The sequence below is a fragment of the Paraburkholderia humisilvae genome, assembly GCF_902859855.1.
Classification (GTDB): domain Bacteria; phylum Pseudomonadota; class Gammaproteobacteria; order Burkholderiales; family Burkholderiaceae; genus Paraburkholderia; species Paraburkholderia humisilvae.
Map to the genome: position 1 here is coordinate 285,044 of NZ_CADIKH010000004.1, position 21,582 is coordinate 306,625.

18 protein-coding genes are annotated in these 21,582 nt (G+C 63.3%); 7 read left to right on the forward strand and 11 right to left on the reverse strand.

Features of this window, described 5'->3' with window-relative positions; genetic code table 11:
- Positions 1-56: 56 nt before the first annotated feature.
- Positions 57-470: a DUF3597 domain-containing protein gene (locus HV796_RS05825; protein WP_175225502.1), complete on the reverse strand. Its 414-nt coding sequence runs from the start codon at positions 468-470 to the stop codon at positions 57-59.
- Positions 471-741: 271 nt separating this feature from the next.
- Here HV796_RS05825 and HV796_RS05830 point away from each other — a divergent pair, with 271 nt between their 5' ends.
- Positions 742-1,794, forward strand: a complete 1,053-nt coding sequence (locus HV796_RS05830) for a phytoene/squalene synthase family protein (protein ID WP_175225503.1) — start codon at positions 742-744, stop codon at positions 1,792-1,794.
- 45 nt (positions 1,795-1,839) lie between these two features.
- Here the strand turns inward: HV796_RS05830 and HV796_RS05835 are convergent, their stop codons facing one another.
- The 9 genes from HV796_RS05835 to HV796_RS05875 all read right to left on the reverse strand — a co-directional run bounded on the left by HV796_RS05835 (position 1,840) and on the right by HV796_RS05875 (position 15,193).
- A complete protein-coding gene (locus tag HV796_RS05835; protein WP_175225504.1) occupies positions 1,840-3,093 on the reverse strand; it encodes a DUF3734 domain-containing protein in 1,254 nt (417 codons plus the stop codon).
- Between the two features lie 11 nt (positions 3,094-3,104).
- On the reverse strand, positions 3,105-3,887 hold the full coding sequence (locus HV796_RS05840; protein WP_175225505.1) for a 3-hydroxybutyrate dehydrogenase: 783 nt from the start codon (positions 3,885-3,887) through the stop codon (positions 3,105-3,107).
- Positions 3,888-3,909: 22 nt separating this feature from the next.
- Positions 3,910-4,689 carry an acetoacetate decarboxylase gene (locus HV796_RS05845; RefSeq protein ID WP_175225506.1) on the reverse strand — a complete coding sequence of 260 codons (780 nt, stop codon included), beginning with the start codon at positions 4,687-4,689 and terminating at the stop codon, positions 3,910-3,912.
- A gap of 266 nt (positions 4,690-4,955) precedes the next feature.
- Positions 4,956-5,444: an SRPBCC family protein gene (locus HV796_RS05850; protein ID WP_175225507.1), complete on the reverse strand. Its 489-nt coding sequence runs from the start codon at positions 5,442-5,444 to the stop codon at positions 4,956-4,958.
- A gap of 16 nt (positions 5,445-5,460) precedes the next feature.
- Positions 5,461-7,803 (reverse strand): ATP-dependent DNA helicase, encoded by a 2,343-nt coding sequence (locus HV796_RS05855; protein ID WP_175225508.1) that lies wholly within the window; start codon positions 7,801-7,803, stop codon positions 5,461-5,463.
- Positions 7,800-9,578, reverse strand: coding sequence for a VRR-NUC domain-containing protein (locus tag HV796_RS05860; protein WP_175225509.1), 1,779 nt, complete (start codon positions 9,576-9,578; stop codon positions 7,800-7,802). Before HV796_RS05860 ends, HV796_RS05855 begins: the two co-directional genes overlap by 4 nt.
- A gap of 99 nt (positions 9,579-9,677) precedes the next feature.
- Positions 9,678-11,342 (reverse strand): MFS transporter, encoded by a 1,665-nt coding sequence (locus HV796_RS05865; protein ID WP_175225510.1) that lies wholly within the window; start codon positions 11,340-11,342, stop codon positions 9,678-9,680.
- Between the two features lie 295 nt (positions 11,343-11,637).
- Positions 11,638-13,290, reverse strand: coding sequence for a methyl-accepting chemotaxis protein (locus tag HV796_RS05870; protein ID WP_175225511.1), 1,653 nt, complete (start codon positions 13,288-13,290; stop codon positions 11,638-11,640).
- 325 nt (positions 13,291-13,615) lie between these two features.
- Entirely contained in the window at positions 13,616-15,193 is a 1,578-nt protein-coding gene (locus HV796_RS05875) for a complex I subunit 4 family protein (protein WP_175225512.1), read from the reverse strand.
- A 458-nt stretch (positions 15,194-15,651) separates the two neighbouring features.
- On the opposite strand from HV796_RS05875, the gene HV796_RS05880 reads away from it, so the two are divergent.
- From HV796_RS05880 to oxlT, 3 genes are all read left to right on the forward strand, one after another.
- A complete protein-coding gene (locus tag HV796_RS05880) occupies positions 15,652-15,900 on the forward strand; it encodes a hypothetical protein (RefSeq protein WP_175225513.1) in 249 nt (82 codons plus the stop codon).
- 174 nt (positions 15,901-16,074) lie between these two features.
- Positions 16,075-16,992, forward strand: a complete 918-nt coding sequence (locus HV796_RS05885; RefSeq protein WP_175225514.1) for a S66 peptidase family protein — start codon at positions 16,075-16,077, stop codon at positions 16,990-16,992.
- 310 nt (positions 16,993-17,302) lie between these two features.
- Positions 17,303-18,595: an oxalate/formate MFS antiporter gene (oxlT, locus tag HV796_RS05890; RefSeq protein ID WP_175225515.1), complete on the forward strand. Its 1,293-nt coding sequence runs from the start codon at positions 17,303-17,305 to the stop codon at positions 18,593-18,595.
- A 131-nt stretch (positions 18,596-18,726) separates the two neighbouring features.
- Here the strand turns inward: oxlT and HV796_RS05895 are convergent, their stop codons facing one another.
- Positions 18,727-19,065, reverse strand: coding sequence for a DUF4148 domain-containing protein (locus HV796_RS05895; RefSeq protein ID WP_175225516.1), 339 nt, complete (start codon positions 19,063-19,065; stop codon positions 18,727-18,729).
- Between the two features lie 204 nt (positions 19,066-19,269).
- Between HV796_RS05895 and HV796_RS05900 the strand changes: the two genes are divergently transcribed.
- From HV796_RS05900 to HV796_RS05910, 3 genes are all read left to right on the forward strand, one after another.
- Positions 19,270-19,644, forward strand: a complete 375-nt coding sequence (locus HV796_RS05900) for a hypothetical protein (RefSeq protein WP_175225517.1) — start codon at positions 19,270-19,272, stop codon at positions 19,642-19,644.
- A gap of 249 nt (positions 19,645-19,893) precedes the next feature.
- The gene (locus HV796_RS05905) at positions 19,894-20,817 is read left to right on the forward strand and encodes a LysR family transcriptional regulator (RefSeq protein WP_175225518.1); all 924 of its coding nucleotides are present in this window, start codon (positions 19,894-19,896) and stop codon (positions 20,815-20,817) included.
- A 32-nt stretch (positions 20,818-20,849) separates the two neighbouring features.
- The gene (locus tag HV796_RS05910) at positions 20,850-21,524 is read left to right on the forward strand and encodes a response regulator transcription factor (protein ID WP_175225519.1); all 675 of its coding nucleotides are present in this window, start codon (positions 20,850-20,852) and stop codon (positions 21,522-21,524) included.
- Positions 21,525-21,582 lie beyond the last annotated feature (58 nt).

The window sequence follows — 21,582 nt, forward strand, 5'->3', positions numbered from 1 at the left end:
TGCGCTTAATCGTTGTGGCTTAAGCGGCGCGCGTCGGAAGCGCGCGCCGCCGGCGTTCAGTTCTTCAGATCATCCGGCACCTTGCCGCCGTTTTCCGCCAGCTTCGTCATCACCTGCTTGTGCAGCCAGACATTCATCTGCGCGGAGTCGTTCATGTCGCCGGAGAAATTCAGTTCTTCGGCCAGTTGCTTGCGCGCGGCAAGGCTGCTGTCGAGATCCAGCAGCTTCATCAGATCGACGATCGACGAGCGCCAGTTCAGCGTTTCCGAGCGTTGCTGCGCGAGGCCGGTCAGTACCGCTTCGACATCGACAGGCTCGGCGGCTGCGGCTGCGACAGCCGGTGCTGGCGCGTCGCTTGCTGGCGCCGCAGCGGCCGTAGCAGCCGCAGCTGCGGCCGGGTCCTGGGTGTTTTGCGTGGCGGGGTGACCGACCGGAAATATCTTGCTGAGAATCGTGCTGAAAATGCCCATGACTTTCTCCGCGAAGTAAAGGTGGCTATCTGCAGAAGCACCGTTGATGCCGAAGCGCTGCGGGCGCGCGAATCGAATGCAAGATCAGGCTGAGCACATGAGCGCGCGACATGGCCGGGCCGACTCCAAGCATAGGCGATGATCCCGCCGCCCCGATGACGAAATCGTGTCGCAAACGACTGACGAATCCGGCCACTGCGCCACCCCGCGCCGTTTTGCCGTATACAATGCGGCAGTTTTTAATCCGACCCGCATCCATTCGATTCCGTTTATGCCCAACACGACCCGGGCCTTCCTGCTCGGCCCGCTTCTGAAAGGTGTTTCGCGTTCGTTCTATCTGACTCTGCGTGTGCTGCCGCCCGGCATGCGCGACCCGATCGGTCTTGCCTATCTGCTTGCACGCGCTGCCGATACGATTGCGGATACATCGATCGTGCCACCCGCCGAACGGCTTGCGTTGCTGCTGTCGTTGCGCGCCGCCGTGAACGGCGCGTCGGACCCCAGCGCGCCATTGCAGCACATCGCCGCGCGGCTCGGCGCGCAGCAGACGCAATCGGACGAGAAGGTATTGCTCGAATCGCTCGATCCGGCGCTCGCGATTCTGCAACAACTGAGCGACGACGATCGCCATGCGGTCCGCGAGATCGTCACGACGCTCACCGAAGGCATGGAGTTCGACCTGCGCACGTTTCCCGACGAGCAATCGGGCCGCATCGTCGCGCTGCGCGTATGGGACGAACTGGATCGGTACACGTACCAGGTTGCCGGCTGCGTCGGCGAATTCTGGACGAAAATGACCTATGCGCACTTGCCGGGCACGCTCGCCGAAGCCGAGAACGTGATGGTGGCGCGCGGCATATGCTTCGGCAAAGCGCTGCAGATGACCAACGTGCTACGCGATTGCAGCAAAGATCTGCGCATCGGCCGCTGCTATCTGCCCGCGGCGCTGCTCGATCGTTTCAGTCTCACGCCGCGCGATCTGCTCGAACCGGGCGCTTCGTTGCGCGCACAACCGTTGATGCGTGAGCTGGTCGGCAAGGCGCTTGACCATTACCGCGCGGCAGTCGACTACACACTCGCCATTCCCGTACGCGCGGTTCGCCTGCGGCTTGCCTGCGTATGGCCGATCGTCATTGGCCTCGAAACGCTGGAACTGCTAGTCGCGAACCCGGCATGGCTCGAACCCGGCCGGGCGTCGAAGATCGCGCGCGGCGACGTCTACCGCATCCTCGCGCTATCGATACCGGCGGTGATGTCAAATGCGTTGCTACGCGGATGGATGCAACGGCTTATCGCGCGTGTCGACACGCAACGGCGCGATTGAAATGAAACCCGATGCCGGCCAGCGCGGCCGGCATCGGCACGCCGCTCACGCGGCCTCTTCTTCCTTCGAGTCGCCGCGCAGTTCAAGCGGGGTCTTGTCCGACGCCGGCAACTTGCCTTCCGGTCGATGCACGTCGTGCGTGACGAAGCCGATGTCGCGGCCCGGCACATCGAACCAGTCGCGATGGGAAAACGAATCGCGAATATCTTCCAGACCGCTTTCCCAGTGCTCTTTCATCGTGTCGACGCTGAACTCGTAGTCCTTGTAGTGCCCTTCATACGACTTGTTCTTGTAGATCAGGTGCACCACATTGATCGCGCTGCCATCAGCCAGCTTTTGCGCATGGCGAAATAGCGGATCGGCCTTGATCACCGACGTCGGCACGTGCTTGAGCAGTTCCTTGATAAAGCACGCGTTGCGCTGGCGCTCAGCGAGCATATTCGTAATCGCGCGCGTACGGCTCGAATACTGGATGTCTTTCGCGCGTTCCGACACGTCAAGAAAATCGCCAGGCAAATTGCCTTGCGCACTCCACAGGTCGACCTGAAAGACCAGCGTGTCCTTCTGATCCGACTCGCGCAGCACCTCGGTCAGCGGCGTGTTCGACACGAGGCCGCCATCCCAGTAGAACTCGCCGTCGATCTCGACCGCCGGAAAGCCCGGCGGCAACGCGCCCGACGCCATGAAATGCTCAGGCGTCAGACGCATCTTGCGATTGACGAAGCTCGTCAGGTTGCCGGTGCGCACGTTGACCGCACCGACCGACACGCATATATCGCCATCGTTGATCCGGTCGAAATCGGCAAACGCGAGCAGCGTCTCTTTCAACGCGGCCGTGTTGTAGTAGCTGACCTCGCTCGGACTCACCTTCGAGAACCCCGCGAGCGGTAACGGAAAGCGCGGCGAAAAAAAGCCCGGCTGTCCTTCGGTCAGCGCACGGGCCGCTGCGGCCATGCTCGCCCAACGGCGCGTGAGGTCGTGTTGCTCAAACCCGGGCAACGCCCACATACTCAGGTTGCCGATCCAGCCGCGCGGATGGCATATCGCATCCCAGAACCCGCGCAATGCATCGACGCGTTTCTCGGGCGGATTGCCCGCGATAATCGCGGTATTCAGCGCGCCGATCGACACGCCGGCAATCCGGTGCGGCTGAACCCCCGCCTCGGCCAGGCCCTGATAAACGCCCGCCTGATACGAACCGAGCGCGCCGCCGCCTTGCAGCACCAGCGCAATCTCGTCATAGCGCGGCAACACGAACGTGTCCGGCTGCCCCGCCGGCCTGTTGGTCTCGCGGCTCATGCGCGCCTCCATCACTGCATATACCAGCCGTGGCTGACGACGATCGACTGTCCCGTCAGTGCGGCCGATTCGAAACCCGCGAGGAACGCGACGGTATTCGCCACGTCGTCGACGGTCGTGAACTCGCCATCGACCGTATCGCCCAACATGACGTGCTTGATGACTTCCTCTTCCGAGATGCCCAGTTCCTTCGCCTGCTCCGGAATCTGCTTGTCGACGAGCGGCGTGCGCACGAAGCCCGGGCACACGACATTGGCGCGTACACCGCGCGGACCGCCCTCTTTCGCCACCACGCGCGCAAGGCCGAGCAGACCGTGCTTCGCGGTGACATAGGCGGACTTCAGCTTCGACGCCTCGTGCGAGTGCACCGAGCCCATATAGATGATCGAGCCGCCACGGCCGCTGCTGTACATATGGCCGATCGCCGCCTTGGTCGTGAGAAACGCGCCGTCCAGATGCACCGCGAGCATTTTCTTCCAGTCGGAGAACGCGTAGTTTTCGATCGGGTTGACGATCTGGATGCCTGCGTTCGACACCAGGACATCGATGCTGCCGAATTTTTCAGCCGCCGCGTCAATGCCGCGGTTCACCGCCTCTTCGTCGACCACGTTCATTTCGACAGCGAACGCGCTGCCACCGCCATCATTGATGCTGGTTGCGACTTGCTGTGCATTTTTCAGCGAAAGATCGGCAATTACCACTTTCGCACCTTGCGCGGCGAGCTTGCGCGCGCACTGCTCGCCAATACCGCTTGCCGCGCCGGTCACGACGGCCACCTTGTTCTTCAACGACATATCACGATCCTCATTCAGAAAATTATTGGTTTGCAGCGGGCTTCAGCGTATTGACAGCGGCGAGATAGTCGAATGCGACTTCGCCGATATCGAGCGTCAGGTCCGCGATCAGATGACGGGCGCCGATCACGCGACGGACCGGCAAATCCGCGACAGGCGCGAGCGCATGCGGATGCAATTCGAGCGCGGCCGGTCCGCTCCATGCGCCGTACACGGTGACGTCGCGCAGGAAGAATCGCACCAGTTCGCATACCCGGGCGGTACCGTCAACGTGCGGAAGAACCTTGAGCAGATAGTTCGGCGTTTCACCCAGCTTGCGGCGCTCGCCATCGGTATCGCAGAAGCTGTGCTTGTACCCCATCGTGCCGGTTGCAATGCGTTGAGTGCCGTAGTCGAGCGTGCCGAGCAACGTATCGTTGCCGTCAACCGAGATGCGCGGACGCGCGAGTTTCTTCGGAAAGCCCCAGATTTCGCGGCCGCCGGCGATCGGACCTTCGTCGTCGAGATACATCGAGTGCGTGTAATTGCCGATTCTGCCTTGCGGATCACGCACTGAGATTACCTGGCCACTTTCCGTGTAGTCGCCGAATCCGGACGAGTCCGGCATGCGAATAAATTCGTAATGCACAAGACCGTCAGCCGGCTGCAGTGGTTCGGGCACCGCGGCGCGCAGCGCGTCGGGATCGGTTTCGTATGAAATGATGAAGTACTCCCGGTTCCTGTAGCGGAACGGCGGGCGCGGATACGCAGGGTTATGAACAGGCATCGCAAAAGCCGCTTTGCGAATCGAGTCAATGTCCATCGGAACCTCTCCTTGTGGGTTTGGCGTGCGTGGCGCACATCGAACATCGTAAAGGAACGAGCAGTGATTCTGTTCTCAGTTTTCAAAAAAATACATTGATGCTTTTGCAACATTGCGAGCGCAATTTCGCACTTCAATGTAAGGTCCGTGTGTTAATCGCGCGTGTGCATGTTGACGTACGACTGTTTCCCGCTTGATACGGAATGCATGTCGACGATCGCCGATGAGGCGTTCGACCAATACTGAGGAACGCGAACATCGAAGCGTCAGGAACGGTGCTCGATACTGACGAGTCGCGCATCGAGCAACCGCGCCAGCGACATCCCCCCTTCGCGCATCACGAAATCGTGATTCCATCGAAAAAGCGGCTTCGCGAACGGCGCAAACAGATTCATCCAGCCGCGCCGTGTCCGCACGCGCCATTCGTAGTGCACCATGGTGATGCCACGATCGTTCGCGAAGTGCCAGCGGCCAATGCCTTCCAGATCGCCGCTCGCAATGCCTTCGAGCGCGACCAGCGGCTCGATGCGGGTGACGCGCACATCGAACACCACCCGATACGGCAGCCGCCCCTTCCACGTGTAGCGTTGCAGCGAGCCGATGCCGTCGCTCGACCCTGCTTCGAGTTCCGCGACCTGCTCAACGTTTTTCCACCACTCGGGCCAGCGCGCCGAGTCGTGAATCGCGCTCCACACTGCGTGGAGCGGCGCTTCGAGACGCCAGACCGTCGCTAGCCGGTACTCGCTCGCTTGCATGCCGCCCTCTCACCGTTCATTGCACGCGCCACCAACGCGGCAACAGGCGCCGCACGTCGGCGCGCCGATAGCGGTCGTCGATCAGATGCACAATGCCGACATCCTGCTCGGTGCGAATCACGCGGCCCGCGGCCTGCACCACCTTTTGCAGGCCCGGATACAGGTACACGTAGTCGTACCCGTTGCCGAACTGTGCATGCATTGTGCGCCGCATTTGCTCATTGACGTCGTTGATTTGCGGCAAACCGAGTGTTGCGATAAATGCACCGATCAGTTGCTCGCCAGCGAGATCGATCCCTTCCGAAAATGCGCCACCCAACACCGCGAAGCCGATTCCGCATGTCGATGTCCTGAAGCGCGCGATAAACGCGTCGCGTGCCACTTCGTCCATGCCGGGTTCCTGCGTCCATACCGGCACCTCTGGAAATTGCGCACGCAACAACGCGACCACTCGCTGCAGATAATCGAAACTACTCAGGAATCCAAGGTAATTTCCAGGGCGTGCGCGATATTGCCGCGCGATCAGATCGACGATCGGCGCAAGCGACGCTTCCCGGTCGCGCCAGCGCGTCGACACGTGAGCCGCGACATGCACGACCAGTTGCTCGGCCTTGAACGGTCCTGCGACGTCGAGCCAGCCGGTATTCGCCGGCAGCCCTAGCGTGTCGCGGTAATAGTGCTGCGGGCTGAGCGTGCCCGAAAACATCACCGTCGTGCGCGCGGCCGCGTGACGCGGTGCGAGAAACGGCGCGGGAATCACGTTGCGCACGCACAGCGATGTTGCAGGTTTTGCGTGTGAGCCGTACGCCGGCGCGGGCGATGCGAGCGTGACATCGCATAGCGAATGGTCACCGAACTGCTCGACGAGCGACATGAAATGCAATGCATCGAAGTAGAAGCGCAGCACCGTATCATCCATGCCGAACGGCGTTTCCGATAGCTGCTCGGTCATCGCGCCAGTCAGATTCTGTACGGCCGATTGCACCCGCGACGGAATCGCCGGCACGACTTCATAGCGTTGCGTGCACGCGCGCGTCAGCGCATTCCACTCGCGGTTCAGCCGCTCGAACGGTTGGCGCAGCGCGGCCGGCGCGGCACGGCGCGCCGCCTTGAGCGCTCGCTGGTCGAGTGTCGCGGTGTACATGCGGCGCGCACGGTCCGGCAGGTTGTGCGCTTCGTCGACGAGCACCGCGATGCGCCACTGGTTGAGCTGTGTCAGCGCGTAAAGCAGCGCGCCGCTGTCATAGTAGTAGTGGTAGTCGCCAATCACGACGTCGCACCAACGTGCGAGTTCCTGCGCGAGATAGTACGGGCACACGTCGTGCGCGAGCGCCGCGTCGCGCACCGTATCGCGCGATAGCCGCGTGCTGCGCAACGCGGTATCGCGCGCCGCCGTGACGCGGTCGTAGAAACCGCGCGCAAGCGGACATGACTGTCCATCGCATGAATGGCCTGGATGCTCGCAGGCCTTGTCGCGCGCGACCAGTTCGAGCACACGCAGCGGGAAGGGCTGCGTGCTGATGCCGCTGTCGCCAGCGTCGCGCGATTCGATGCCCGCGCCCGCCCACACGCGTTCACCCGATGCATGCGCACGCGCAAGCGCATCGAGCGCGTCGAACGCGAGCGCGCGCCCGGTTGTCTTGGCGGTCAGAAAGAAGATCCGGTCGATGTGATCTTCCGCGCATGCCTTCAGCAACGGGAAAATCGTACCGAGCGTCTTGCCGATGCCAGTCGGCGCCTGCGCAAGCAGCGCGCCGCCATCCCGGGCGGCACGATAGACGGCGACGGACAGCTCGCGCTGACCGCTGCGAAACGTACCGTACGGAAATTTCAAGTCTGTGAGAAACGCATTGCGCGCCGCGCGGTGCAGGTCTTCGCGCTCGGCCCATGCGATAAAACGCTCGCACTGCTGCTCGAAAAACGCCCGCAACGTATGGGCCGTATGCCGCTCGGTCAGCAGGGTTTCTTGCTGACTGACGACATCGAAGTACACGAGCGCGACGTCGAGTTCGGTCAGCCCGCGTGTTTCACACATCAAATGACCGTAAACCCGCGCCTGCGCCCAGTGCAACGCGCGATGGTTCTCGCGCATTCGTTCCAGGTCGCCGCGATAGGTCTTGATCTCTTCGAGCCGATTGCGCGCAGCGTCGTAGCCATCCGCACGGCCGCGCACCGTGAGGCCGCGATACGCGCCGCACAACGCGATTTCCGTTGTGTAACCCCTGTCGCGCCGCCCGGCAACGGCCGCGTGCCCCAGGATGCCGTCGGCCGCGCTCGGCGCCGGGGTAAAGCGCAGATCGAGATCGCCGCGCTTCGCGGTGAACTCGCACAGCGTGCGCACCGCGACCACGTAGCTCATGGGGCGGCCTCCGTGGCATGCGCATCGCCGGCGTCGCCAGCGCCAACGCATCGTTGCCCGGCATTCGAATGCCCCGCATCGCCATCGGCCCATCGCACATCGATCACGCGTACCGGCATGCCGTGCTGCATGCAGTAGTCAAGCCAGCGGATCTGATTGTCCTGCAGACGATCGCCAGGACCTTTCACCTCGATCAGCTCATAACGCCGCTCGCGCGGCCAGAAGCGGATCAAATCGGGCAACCCCGAGCGGTTCACGCGAATGTCGCGCAGCAGCCGCTCGCAGAACAGCTTCAGATGCGCGGCCGGCACGCAATCGAGCGCAAGTTCGAGCAGTTCGCGGGTCAGCATGTTCCAGAAGACGAACGGCGACTGCCTGCCGGCTTTGCTGTCGAAATGCCGCAGGATGGTCGTGCGGTAGCCGGTGCCGTCGAGCTGAGCAAGGCATTGGTCGAACAACGCAGCGCGCTTCGCATGGAAGTCGGGCGCGTGGAGATCAGCGGGACCGCGTTGAAACGGGTGAAAGAACGCGCCGGGCAGCGCCGCGAACACCGGTTCCCAGCACAGCAGACCGAACAGCGAATTGATGAGTCCGTTTTCGACGTAATGCACCGGCGCATCGTGCTCGCTCAGATGATCAAGCACGACGTATTCGACCGACACAGGCTCGGCAGGACGCGCGAGCGTCAGCACGCCGCGCTCGAGTGTGTTTGCCGATGCGCGACTTCGCGTGGCACGCGGGGACGGCGGCGTCCATTGCGCGCAGACGCTGCCGGCATGCCGCTGCAGCCGTGGCAACATGCGCGCGACGCGCTGACTTTCTTCTTCACCCTCCGGCTCATAAGCCGCTTGCAGCGCGAGCGTCAGCGCGTCATCCGCGCGGCCGGCCCGTTCCAGCGCGCGGATACGGCGATGTCGCGCGCCAGGCCACGTGCAACGCTGATAGATGTCGGTCGCGGTATCCCATTGTCTGCGCCGCTCAGCGTGATGGCCGATACGGTACAGCAGCTTCGCGCGGCGCGTCGCGAGCCACGGGTTGTCGGTCGCGATAGTCTCGACCGCGCGCAACAGCTGATCAAACGTTGCACCGTCGTCGAATGGGTCGAGCGTGTCAAGCATTTCGCCGCACGCGTATAGCGCCAGATAAACATCCACGTCGATGCGCTGCTGAAACGCGCGCGACGATCGCTCGAACGCAACTGGCTCGTATTGATACACACCAAGGTCCGCAAGCACAAATTCGGACCAGTCCTGACGCAGATTGCCGAAGAACATCAGCCTCAAGCGCTCGCACAGCGGCGCGACGCTCACGTGCAACACACGCTCGTGCGCATGCGGATGCCATGCCGCATAGGGCTTGGCATCCGCATGCGCCGCGCGCAGCAGTTCGAGCCATGCGTGCTTGCGCGCAGCTTTTGCGCCCGCCAGTTCCGCGGGAAAGCGCGCCAGCAGTTCGGCGCGCGTCGATAGATCGAATAGCGCGTCGAGCGTCAACGGGGCATCGGCATCGACCCAACCGGCGGCGATAAGCGGCTCGGCCGCCGCGAGCGGGCAGCCGATCTCGGGATAAGCGAGACGGCTCGTGCGAAATAGCGTGCCTTTGCGCATCAGCATGCGCGTGAGCAATGCACGCGACGCTTCAGGCAGGCTCGCGAAGCTGGTCAGAAACGCGTGCTCGGAATCGGCAAGCAGATCGGCATAGTGCTCGGCAAGCCACCCAAGCGCGCGTTCGAAATTGCGCAGGTAATAGAGCGGATCCGGGATGTCGTTCGGCACGGCGCTAACGGACTGGCGATCAGGCGGGTCTAAAGGGCGCAACAGACGAACTGTATATTTATACAGCCGCCGTGGCAATGCGCCCGTGCCGGCCTGTCGTCACTCCGGCTGCGCCGCTCCTTCGGCGGGCGGCTGCCGCGCGCCTTCCGCCACCCCCGCTGCTAACCCTGCGGCCGCCCCATCCGCCGCGCCTTCCGGATACGCGACCCGCACCGAAGGGACGAACCACGCAAGGCACAGACCGAGCACGGCCGCGGCGGCCGCAAGCGACAGGCCCACATGAATCGAATCGATCAGCGCGCGCCGCGCCGCTTCCATCATCGGGCCACCCACGTGCCCCGCCATGATCAGGTGCTCGATCAGCGCGGCCTGCTGCGAATGGTCGACGCGGAAATCAGGGCTCGAGAACGATTGCAGCCACTGCGTCGCCTGATACGAATCGAGCGAACGGTGTACGCCGCGCACATAGAGATGGCTTAACAGCGCGCCGGTCATCGCGGTGCCCAGCATCCCGCCAAAAATACGCAGCGATTGCAGCAACGCGGTCACTGCGCCGATATGGTCGCGCGCGACGATCTGCTGCGAGCAAATCGTCAGATTGGTCGCGACAAGGCCGAGGCCGAGGCCGCTGAGCGCCATGCACGACATCCATACGAAGTGCGGCTGATGCCCGCTGATGCCGACGAGCACGAGGCAAGACACCGCAAAGAGCGCAAAGCCGATATACATCAGCGCGTTCGCGCGCCGGATGCGCGTGACGATCCGGTTGTTCAGCACACTGCCGACCGTCGTGCCTAGCAGCAGCGGCGTGATCAGCATGCCGGAGTCATGCGGCGACATCGCGTAGCCGCCCTGAAACAGCAGCGGCACGTAAAACACCAGCGAAAACAGCGCAAAGCCGCCGAGCGCGGACATCACGAACAGCGCGGCGAGTCGCCGGTCGAGCAGCATATCGACCGGCACGACCGGGTAACCCATCCGCCTTTCCCAGAACCACAGCGTGCAGCCGCACGCGGCGGTGAGGACGAAAAGCACGATCGTCATCATCGTCACGCCTTCCTTCGGCAGCAGTTCGATCAGCAGTTGCAACGCGCCGAACGTGACGGCGACGACAAATGCGCCGAGCCAGTCGAGCTGCACCGGCCCCGCCTTGCGCAGATGCCGCAGCGGCGGCACGAAACGCAGCACGAACAGCAGCGACGCGACGCCGACCGGCACATTGACGAAGAACACGAAGCGCCAGCTGGCCGCTTGCGTTAACATCCCGCCGAGCGTCGGCCCAATGACATTCGCGAGCCCGAACGCCGAGGTGACGAACACCAGCCAACGCAGACGCAGCTTCGGATCGGGAAACAGGTCGGCCACGCTCGCGAACACGGTGCCGATCAGAATGCCGCCGCCGATGCCTTGCAGGCCGCGCGCGATGACCAGAAACAGCATGTTCGACGCAATGCCGCACAACACCGATGCGCCGGTAAACAGCACGATGGCGGCAATCAGGAATGGCTTTCGGCCGAACAGATCGCCGAGGCGCCCGAAGATGGGAATCGTGATGACCGATGCCAGCATGTACGAAGTCGCGACCCATGCGTACAGATCGAAACCCTTCAGGTCTGCGACGATTCGCGGCAGCGCGGTGCCCACGATGGTCTGATCGAGCGCGACCAGCATCGCGACAAACGCGATGCCGAGCATCGCCAGGAACGATTCGCGAAACGGCAGCAACTGCCTGCCCGGTTGATAGGCGGCGATGGCGGGAATCATGATGGCTTCGGCAAGCAAGAGTGGGGACGCAAAGCGGCACAACGCGCGGGCGCTGTGCAGACTGTGGCACCGCCGGTGTAAATCGGCAAGCCACATTCTGTAAGTCGCTGAAAGCGCGAAAAAATGACAGTCGATCGCGCGGCCTCCACGGCCTGCTTAATCGTGCGAGGCGGCGTGTGTCGTCTGGTTCATTTGCACTGCTTGCCCTACTAACATCCCCTTGGCCGCGTTTATTCCCGCCTTTATTTCCGTATTTATTTCCGCGCGCCTCCCCGCCGTGCTGCGGTCGCGCGGTTCAAACCACCGTGGCGTAACCCGCTGCCTGCCCGCGCCGCGCGGCCACCGCGCCCACCGATCGGCGGTTCGCACCGTGCAGGTCCCGCCCCTCTTCTTCCCGCAGACGAAACGCTTGTAGCGCGTTTTGCAGAATCACCGCCTGCTCGGTCAGCGAATGCGCGGCGGCGGCCGCTTCTTCGACGAGGGCGGCATTTTCCTGCGTCAACGTGTCCATATGCGTGACCGCGAGATTCACCTGTTCGATGCCCGAGCTCTGCTCGGCCGCCGCGGCGGCGATCTCCCGGATCAGCCCGGTGACCTTCGCGATGGCGGTGCGCGCCTCGTCGATCGTGCCGCCAGCGTTCTCGATGAGCTGCGCGCCGCTGCCCACCTTGCTCACCGCGTTGCTGATCAACTCGCGGACTTCCTTAGCCGCGGCGGCGCTACGGTGCGCGAGCGAGCGCACTTCCGCGGCGACCACCGCGAAGCCCCGCCCGTCCTCGCCGGCGCGCGCGGCCTCGACCGCGGCGTTCAACGCAAGGATATTCGTCTGAAACGCGATTCCTTCGATCACCGCAATAATCTCGACCATCCGCTGCGACGCAGCCGAGATATCGCGCATCGTCGCCACCGCGTCGGCGACCATCGCGCCGCCGTCGACGGCAATCTGCTCGGCCTGCACCGCCAGTTGGCTCGCCGTTTGCGCGTGCCCGGCTGTTTGCCGCACCATCGACGTCACCTCTTCCATACTGGCCGCCGTTTCCTCCAGCGACGCCGCCTGGTTTTCGGTGCGCGTCGACAGGTCGGCGCTGCCGGTCGCGATCTCGCGCGCGCCGGTCGCCACGCTATCGGCGGCCGCACCGATTTGACGCACCGTGCCGGTCAGCGCGTCGCGCATCCGTCGCATCACGTGCAACAGGCTGTCGCGATCGTCACCGCTGCGCGCGCGCAGTTCGATCGCGACCGTCAGATCGCCGTGCGCAATCGCACCCGCCACCTGCGCCGCGTAGCGCGGGTCACCGCCGATCGTGCGCACGATGCTGCGGTTGATCACCCAGACCAGCGATGCGAGCGCGACCGCGAGCACGATGAATACCGCGCCGACCACATACAGCGACTTCATGAACGCCGCGTCGATATCGTCGACGTATGCGCCGGTCGCGATGATCCAGTCCCACGGTGCGTAGCGCACCACGTAACCGATCTTGCCGACCGCCTCGGTCGAGTGAGGATGCGGGAACACGTAGTCGACGAATCCGCCTTGCGGCGACTGCGCGACCTTCGCAAACGTCACATAGTGATGGCGCCCGTCCGCGTCCGCAGTGCCCGCGAGCATCTTGTCATTCGACTCCGGCTTGATCGGATGCATCAGCATGCGCGGCGTTGAATCGATCACGAGCAGATAACCGTCTTCGCCGTAGCGGATGTCGCGCAGCCGCGCGAGCGCCTCCTTGCGGGCCTCGGCTTCGGACAGCGCGCCGCTGGCCGCGAGCGCCGCGTATTCACCGACAATCGATAGGCCCACGTGCGCGACATTGGTCAGATCATTCTTGCGTTCATCGATACGCGTCTGTCGAGAAAGCCACGCTGCCGACACGGATACCAGCAGCAGCGCGATGAGGCTAACGATCAGCGGCAACCACAGCTTTTGCGCGAAACCCAGCTTATACATTCCGGCGCCTCCGTCTTTATGGTGGATCGAACCACGAGCCACGCTTGTAATAGGGCACATCGTTTGCGCCGGATGGGCCGGCGCATGTCGCAGCGGAAAGGCAAAGGCAACGCAATAACGAGCATCGCCCGTTCCGTATAACGACCGGAACGGGCGATGCATTTGTAGAGGGAAACCCTCGCCTCGCGACGAATGTTTCAGGCGAACGGCATGCGCGCCGGGCTACGCGGGCGCATGCATCATGAATGCGACAGGCGCTTGCCGTTGCGGGTGGCGGGCGCGCGGCGCGCTGCCGGCGCCGCTGCCATGCAACACACGCGCCGGGTCAGCCGCGCGGCCGGTCGCGGTCGCCCGCGACACTGCGCGCTGAAGTGGTCGGCACCAGATGCACTTCGGGAACCGCGCGGCTATCCGCGACGCGCGTCGCGCCGTTGGCAATCGTGCCTTCGGCCTGCGCGAGCACTTCGCCAGCGGTCGCATCGATCGCGTCGGTAAACGGCTTCGGATGAATGCCGATTCCAAGCACGAGCACCGCCATCGCGCCCAGCAGCACGAACTCGCGTTTGCTGACGTCGGTGAGCTTCGCCACCCGCGCATTCGCGACGGCGCCGAAGATCACGCGCTTGGCCATCCACAGCGTGTACGCGGCGCTCAGGATCAGAATCAGCGCGGCCGCCGCGCCGACCCAGAAGTTGAACTGGATCGCGCCCATCAACACCATGAACTCGCCGACAAAACCGGACGTGCCCGGCAAACCGACATTGGCCATCGAGAACAGCATGACGAACACCGCGAAGCGCGGCATCGTATTGACCACACCGCCATACGCGTCGATCGACCCGCTTTGCGTGCGGTCGTACAGCATGCCGGAGCACAGCAGCATCGCGCCGGACACGATGCCGTACGACAGCATCTGGACTACCGCGCCTTCCATCGAGATGCGTGTGAACACGAACAGGCCCAGCGTAACGAGGCCCATATGCGCGATCGCCGAATATGCGAGCAGCTTGCGAATATCGGTTTGCACGAGCGCGACGAGGCTCGCGTAGATCACCGCGACCAGCGACAGCGTAATGATGGCCGGCGCGAAGAAATGGCTGGCCTGCGGCACGATCGGCAGCGCAAAGCGCAGCAGACCGTAGCCGCCGATCTTCAGCATACCGAGCAGCACCGCCGCCGCGGTCGGCCCTTCGAGGTGCACGTCGGGCAGCCATGTGTGCACTGGCCACATCGGCACCTTCACCGAGAATGCGGCGAAGAAGCACAGGAAGATCAGCACCTGCGGCATGAAGTCGAGTTGCAGCGAGCGCCATTGCGCGATGTCGAAGTTGTGCGACTGCGAGTACAGGTACAGCATCGCCGCCAGCATCGCGAGCGATCCGGTCAGCGAGAAAAGAAAGAAGCGCAGTGCCGCGTGCGCGCGATTCGATTGCCCCCAGGTCCCGATCAGCAGATAGAGCGGGATCAGCGTCGCTTCGAAGAACACGAAGAACAGCATGCCGTCCTGCGCGGTGAACACCCCCTGCATGAAGCCCGACAGCAGCAGGAACGCGCCGAAATACTGCGCGGTGCGCTTGGTGATCGACTCCCACGATGCGACCACGACGATCAAGGTCGTCACCGCGGTCAGCACGGTAAACCACAGCGAAATGCCGTCGACGCCGAGATGCCATGCGACGCCGAACGACGGCAGCCAGACCTTGTTCTCGACGAACTGCATCGCCACGACGTTGTTGCGAAAGCCTTCGACGAGCGGAATGGCCGGCACGGCACTGACGAGCGCGCCGACAAGCGCGATCCAGCGCGTACGGTTCAGCGCCTGATCGGAACCGACACGCAGCACGACCAGGCCAGCCACGATCGGAATCCAGATCAGCAAGCTAAGAAGCGGAGGGAATTGCATGAGATTGACTGGGAACTTTTGAGCACACAGCGACAGCTCAACTGTCGCAACCGTAAGCAAACTGATTACAAATGGATTGCGGAGGCAATAGGGAAAAGCGGAGAAATCCGACAGGCGGGGTCGAACTAGCCCGTCAGGGTTAACGAGCATACCTGTTAACTCAATCTTTTGCAGCGCAACAAAAAATAGCGAGGCACACAACGGATCATTGCTACAGCGGGGGTTGTCAGAGTGATTGCTCTTGTGCTCCGCACAACCGGCAACGCTTTGGCGAAATCGCACGGCCTCGCGTGTCAAAATGTTTGGGCACTGGCGAGACTTTTTGTCGCGTCCGCATGTCGTCGAATTACCACGCCTTCGCGCCGATTGTTACGAAAAAAATCACCGAAAAACGGGAAATCCCTGGCACGGAATGCGTGAGAATCGCGTTAGGCTGTCGCAAGGGAGGAGACACTCCGATGAGACGAGCTTTCAATATTGCAGTCGTCGTGCTGGTTGGCTTTCTGCTTGCCGACCGGGCCGCGATGCGCGCCCAGGCGCACGAGCCGGGATCGATCAGCTGCGCCGCCGGTGCGGACCTCGTGCGGCTCGACGCACTGAACAAAGGCTTTTCCGACGCCGCGGCGAGCAACCAGGGCGAAGCGTTCAAATCCGGTTGCTTCGTGACCGGCCGCGCGCAGATCGGCGATCTGATCGCGAGAGATTAAGCGCGCTGTGCGCGAATCGGGCGGCGTCCTCGCGGACGCCGCTTTTCGTTTTCCGCTCGCGCATTGCTCGTTCATTGCTCCCGCAGACTCGACGCCCCGGTCGGGTGCGTTGCGCTATCCGGCACGATAATGAACGGCATCACATCGGCAAACGGCTCTCCAGGAGACACGCGTATGCATCTGAAAGGCAGGACGGTTGGCGTGATCGCGCCGGCCGGCGTACCGGATAGGGAAAACGTCGCGCGCGGCATTGCGTTGCTCGAGAGTTGGGGACTCGAAGTGCGCGTCGGCGCACACGTCACCGACCGCTTTCGCTATTTCGCCGGCACGCATGAAAACCGCCGTGCCGATCTTGCGTGGGCGCTCACTGACCCTTCGATCGATATCGTGTGGATTGCGCGCGGCGGCTATGGCTGCGTGCATTGTCTGCCCGCCATTCCGGCAACCCTGCCGCGCGCGAAAACCGTCATCGGCTTTTCAGATGCGACGTCCCTGTTCTGCGCGATGAGCGGCATGCGTGATGCGCGGCTGATTCACGGGCCCTCGCTTGGCAGTCTCGCCGCGCATGTCGACGACGCATCGCGACAAAGCGTGCTAACCGCGCTGGCGGGCGACGTCGCGCCGGCCATCAGGTTGCAGCGCTTGCACGGCGCACCTCACGCGGTCAGCGGCCGCCTGCACGGCGGCAACATCACGACGCTCGCCAGCGTCGCTGGCACGCGCTGGCAGCCGGATTGCCGCGACGCGATCGTGCTGCTCGAAGACATCACCGAGCTCGCTTACCGGCTCGACCGCAGTATCACGCTGCTCAAGGAAAGCGGCGCGTTCGGCGGCGCGCGCGCATTCGTGCTCGGCGAGTTCGTGCGTTGCCCGCTGCCCCCGGACGCGGACTACACGCTGCACGACATATTGGTCGATCTGCTTGCGCCATTCGGCGTGCCGGTCTTCGCGGGCCTGCCGATCGGACACGCCGCACAGAACGTCGCATGGACCTACGGTGCGCCCGCGCACATCGAGGGCGACCAGCTCGTGTTCGACGCGTCGCACGACGCCAGGCTTGCATCCCCTTTACAGCACGCCCATCAACGGTGAACGCAGCCCACCGCTGAACGCACCAGCGCGGGGCGCACGCACCGCGCACAATCATTCCGACGCCGCGCCACGCGCGCCGCGGCGCATTCGCGTTCGCTGCGCAGTCCATCCGCGCGAACCGCGATTCGCACGATAACCCGCATTCCCACTTGTTGAGCACATCGGCGCGTGCCGTCGCGCGATGCGATTGGCACGCTTCTCGCTCACGTCGGCACGCTCGTCCAGCTTCGAATAACAAACAGATAACCAGGCGCCCTACAAAGCGCAAGACCAACCGCACTACGCGCAATCTCGCAACGGAGAACCATTGATGAACACCCCTGTGCAGTCGCTCGATCAGGCCGCGTCGCCCGGCGTGCGGGCCGCGACCTCCACACGATGGCTGCAGCTTGCGCTCGGTCTGATCTGCATGATGGCGATCTCGAGCCCGCAATATGTATGGACGCTGATGACCAAGCCCCTGATGGCGAAGCTTGGTATCTCGCTGCCGGAAGTGCAGGTCACGTTTTCGATCCTGGTCTTTCTGCAAGCCTTCTTTTCGCCGTTCCAGGGTGCGCTGATCGACCGTTTCGGTCCGCGCAAGCTGATCTCGATCGGCACGCTGCTCGCGGGCGTGAGCTGGATGCTTGCGTCGTACGCGTCGAGCACGACGATGCTGTATCTCACGTATGGCGGCCTCGGCGGCCTCGGCACCGGCATTGTGTATGTCGGTGTGGTCGGCCTGATGGTGCGCTGGTTCCCGGATCGCCGCGGCATGGCGGCCGGCGCGGTGGCCGCCGGCTACGGGATGGGCGCGATCGTCACGACCTTCCCGATTTCCGCTTCGCTGGCCACGCACGGTGTCGAGTCGACGCTGTGGCTGTACGGGATGATCTTCGCCGCGATTGGCTTCATCGCCTCGCAAGGCCTGCGCGTGCCGCCTGAAACCTCGGGGGCGGCGGCCGTCGTGCGATCGTCGTCGACAGGCGCGCGCGAATTCCGCCCGACGGAAATGCTGAAGACGCCGATCTTCTGGCTAATGTTCGCGATGATGACGATGATGTCGACCTCGGGCCTGATGGTTACATCGCAAATGGCGAGCTTCGCGGCGGACTTCGGCGTCAGCAAGGTGCTGGTGTTCGGCCTCGCCGCGTTGCCGCTGGCGCTGACCATCGACCGCTTCACGAACGGGCTGACCCGGCCGCTGTTCGGCTGGGTGTCGGACAAGTTCGGCCGCGAAAACACGATGGGCTTCGCGTTCGCGCTGGAAGGCGTTGCGATGACGCTGTGGCTGCTCACCCGCGACGACGCCGTGCTGTTCGTGCTGCTGTCCGGTGTGGTGTTCTTCGGCTGGGGCGAGATCTTCTCGCTGTTCCCGTCGACGCTGACCGATACGTTCGGCACGCGCTTCGCCACCGCAAACTATGGGTGGCTATATATCTCGTTCGGCGTCGGTTCGATTTTCGGCGGCCCGCTTGCCGCGCTGCTGCATCAGCATACGGGTAGCTGGATACCGGTATTCGCGTGCGCGATCACGCTCGACATCGTCACTGCCCTGCTCGCGCTATTCGTGCTGAAGCCGGCGCGCGCGAAGTTCGTGCGCGCGCAACGCGGCGTCCTCTGACCTAGCGACTCAAGCACGCAGTTGAACACACGACGACAGGCCAGCCGTTTCGCGCGTCCCGTCGCAGCGGGGATGATTGCGCAAAACGGCACCTGTCATGCGCGATTGCCGCGCCCCGCCGCAACAGACCATCATTCGAATCCGCCGGGGCCCGCGCTATAGATAATGGGCGCCGTCGGCACCTTCACGTTTTCGCCCAGACAGTCGGCACGATATTTCAGCTGAAGCCGTGCTTCCGCCTCCTGAATTTCCGACGGATAGTAGCTGTCGTCGCCGCCTGACGCCTGGTAGCCGACCGATTCCAGTTCGCTAAGTTCCTGCATCAGTTGCGCGTGCGTGACCGGTTTGCTCAACGGCTTGAAAGGATAGTCATTGCATTCGCCGGGCGTAAGCCTGCTGCTTGCCGACGCCGCGCCGCTTGCCAGCAGCACGCAAAACACGACCGTGGTCTTGATCCAGAAGGGTTTCATGTCATCCGCTCCTTGCGCGTTGTTGTGACGATGCAAGGATGGGCCGCGTCGCGTATCGAACCACGATAAAACGGATGAACCTTTTGTTAGGAAGGGCCGCGTCGATGAAAGAAGTTTCATCATTTCACGGCCCCTCTTCCACTTGCCGGGCGCCTGTTCGCGCGCATACTTCTGCTGTTTTAGCGCACGGCAGGAGCGAACAATATGCATCATCCCATGCAAGTGGAACTTGTCAGCGACTACGGCGGCCAGGCGCTGCGTGTCACGATCGACCGTAGTATCGCGATGCTCGACGTCGCCGACCTCGATGCCTTGATTGAACATCTCGCGATGTTGCGCGCGAAAATGCGCCCGGAAATCTCGCAGCAGATCTCCCGTCAGCATCAGTATGTGATCGAAGTCGATCCCTGCTGGTACACCGAGAAAAGCCCGCTATTCGAGGGCGCGGTGATGTTCTTCCGGCACACTGGCTTCAACTGGACTGGCTTCGCGGTGCCGAAAGAAAGTCTCGTCAGATTGATCGACGCGCTGTCCCAGCATGCCGATGCGTCCACCGAAACGTATAGCATGCCGAACTGACTGGCATCGCTGACACCCCTCTCGCATGCGCGCGCATCGCGCGTGCGTCATAGTTCAACCCCCGTTCTCCCATTACGCAGGCACAGCGCAGGCTGGTCGCCTGCGCGAGCGCGTTCGCATTCATCGAACGTGTCTTCGCATCGAAACACAAGCAATCCGAAATATAAATAATCGTTCACCTTGACGGCGATCCACTGTTAAGCCGACTGGCCGATCATTCGCAACGTCCAACCAACAGGGCTTGCCGATATGAACCAACTCCAGTCCATGCGCGTTTTCATGCGTGTCGTCGAACTGAGCAGCTTCTCGGTTGCCGCACGCCAGCTCGGCATGTCGGCCGCGGCGGTCACGCGCAGCGTCAATATGCTCGAAGCGCATCTGAATACTCGCCTGATCAATCGCTCGACCCGCAGCTTGTCGCTCACCCAGGCAGGCGCACGCTACCTCGACAGTTGCCGTGCGATCGTTGCGAACATCGATGAAATGGATGCGAATCTCACGCGTACTGCGCACTCGCCGCACGGCACGGTGCGTATCGCCGCATCGACGACATTCGCGAGCACCGAACTCGTCGCGCTGCTCGCCGACTATCGCGCGAGCGAGCCCGGTGTCGACTTCGACGTCACCACATTCGAAGCGCAGCTCGATCTGATCGAAGGCGGCTTCGACGTCGGCTTTACCGACGACGACCGGCTCGTCGGCACGTCGGTGGTCGGCCGCATGCTGATGCAGTACCGCAGCCTGCTGGTGGCGTCGCCCGCCTATCTCGCGCAGCGCGGCACGCCGCTCAATCCGTCGATGCTCAATGCGCACGCGCTGCTCGGCCCCGCCAGCGGCGCCGCGCGCGCGTGGGAGTTCACCGATGCGCACGGCGCGTATCGCGTGCCGGTGCGCTACAGCCTGCGGGCAGGCGACACCGCGATGCTGCGCACGGCCGCGCTCAGTCATATGGGCATCGCGCTCGTGCCCGCGCCGGCAGTCGCGCGCGAACTCGCCAGTGGCACGCTGTCGCAGGTGCTCGAGCGCTTTCCGCTCAACGATGGCGCGCGGCGGTTTTCCATTATCTATTCCGGCCGCAATCACCTGACCGCCAAGGTGCGCGCGTTCGTCGAATTCGCGGTCGCACGCTTTCGCTCCGACGAGCGCAAAACATCGTTGCGTGCAGTGGCGTAACCCCAGACGGACCCGACGGACTAAATCAGCGTATGGCCAGAATTCTCACTATCGAAGACGACGAGTGGATTGCCGGCGAGATCGTGCGCGCGTTGAGCGCAACCGGACTTGCCGTCGATGTCGCCCGCACCGGCCGCGAAGGCCTCGTCAAGGCGATGTCCGATGCTTATGACGTCGTCACCGTCGACCGCTTGCTGCCGGACCTCGACGGCCTGAAGATTGTGTCGACGATGCGCGGCGCCGGCATCGACACGCCCGTGCTCGTGATGAGCGCGCTAGACGGCGTGGAACAGCGCATCGAAGGGTTGCGTGCCGGCAGCGACGACTATCTGATCAAGCCATTTTCCGCCGACGAAATGTCCGCGCGTGTCGAAGTGCTGCTGCGCAGGCGTCCGCGCAGCGAGCCGGAGCCGATCGTGTTGCGGGTCGGGCCGCTCGAACTCGACCGCATGCGCAGACGCGTCACAGCACGCGAACGAAACATCAGCCTGCAGCCGACCGAATACCGTCTGCTCGAATTCATGATGCGCCATGCGGGCCAGGTGATGACGCGCACGATGATCTTCGAGGGCGTATGGGGCGGCGCCTTCGATCCGGGCACGAACCTGATCGACGTGCATATCGGCCGCCTGCGCAGAAAGCTCGAAGCGGGCGGCGAGCCACCGTTGATCCGCACGGTGCGCGGCTCCGGCTATCTGCTCGGGTAATCGCGCGCAACGTACGCCGCGCCAACACCTGCGCGCCCGGACCCGCCGCGCGACTGCC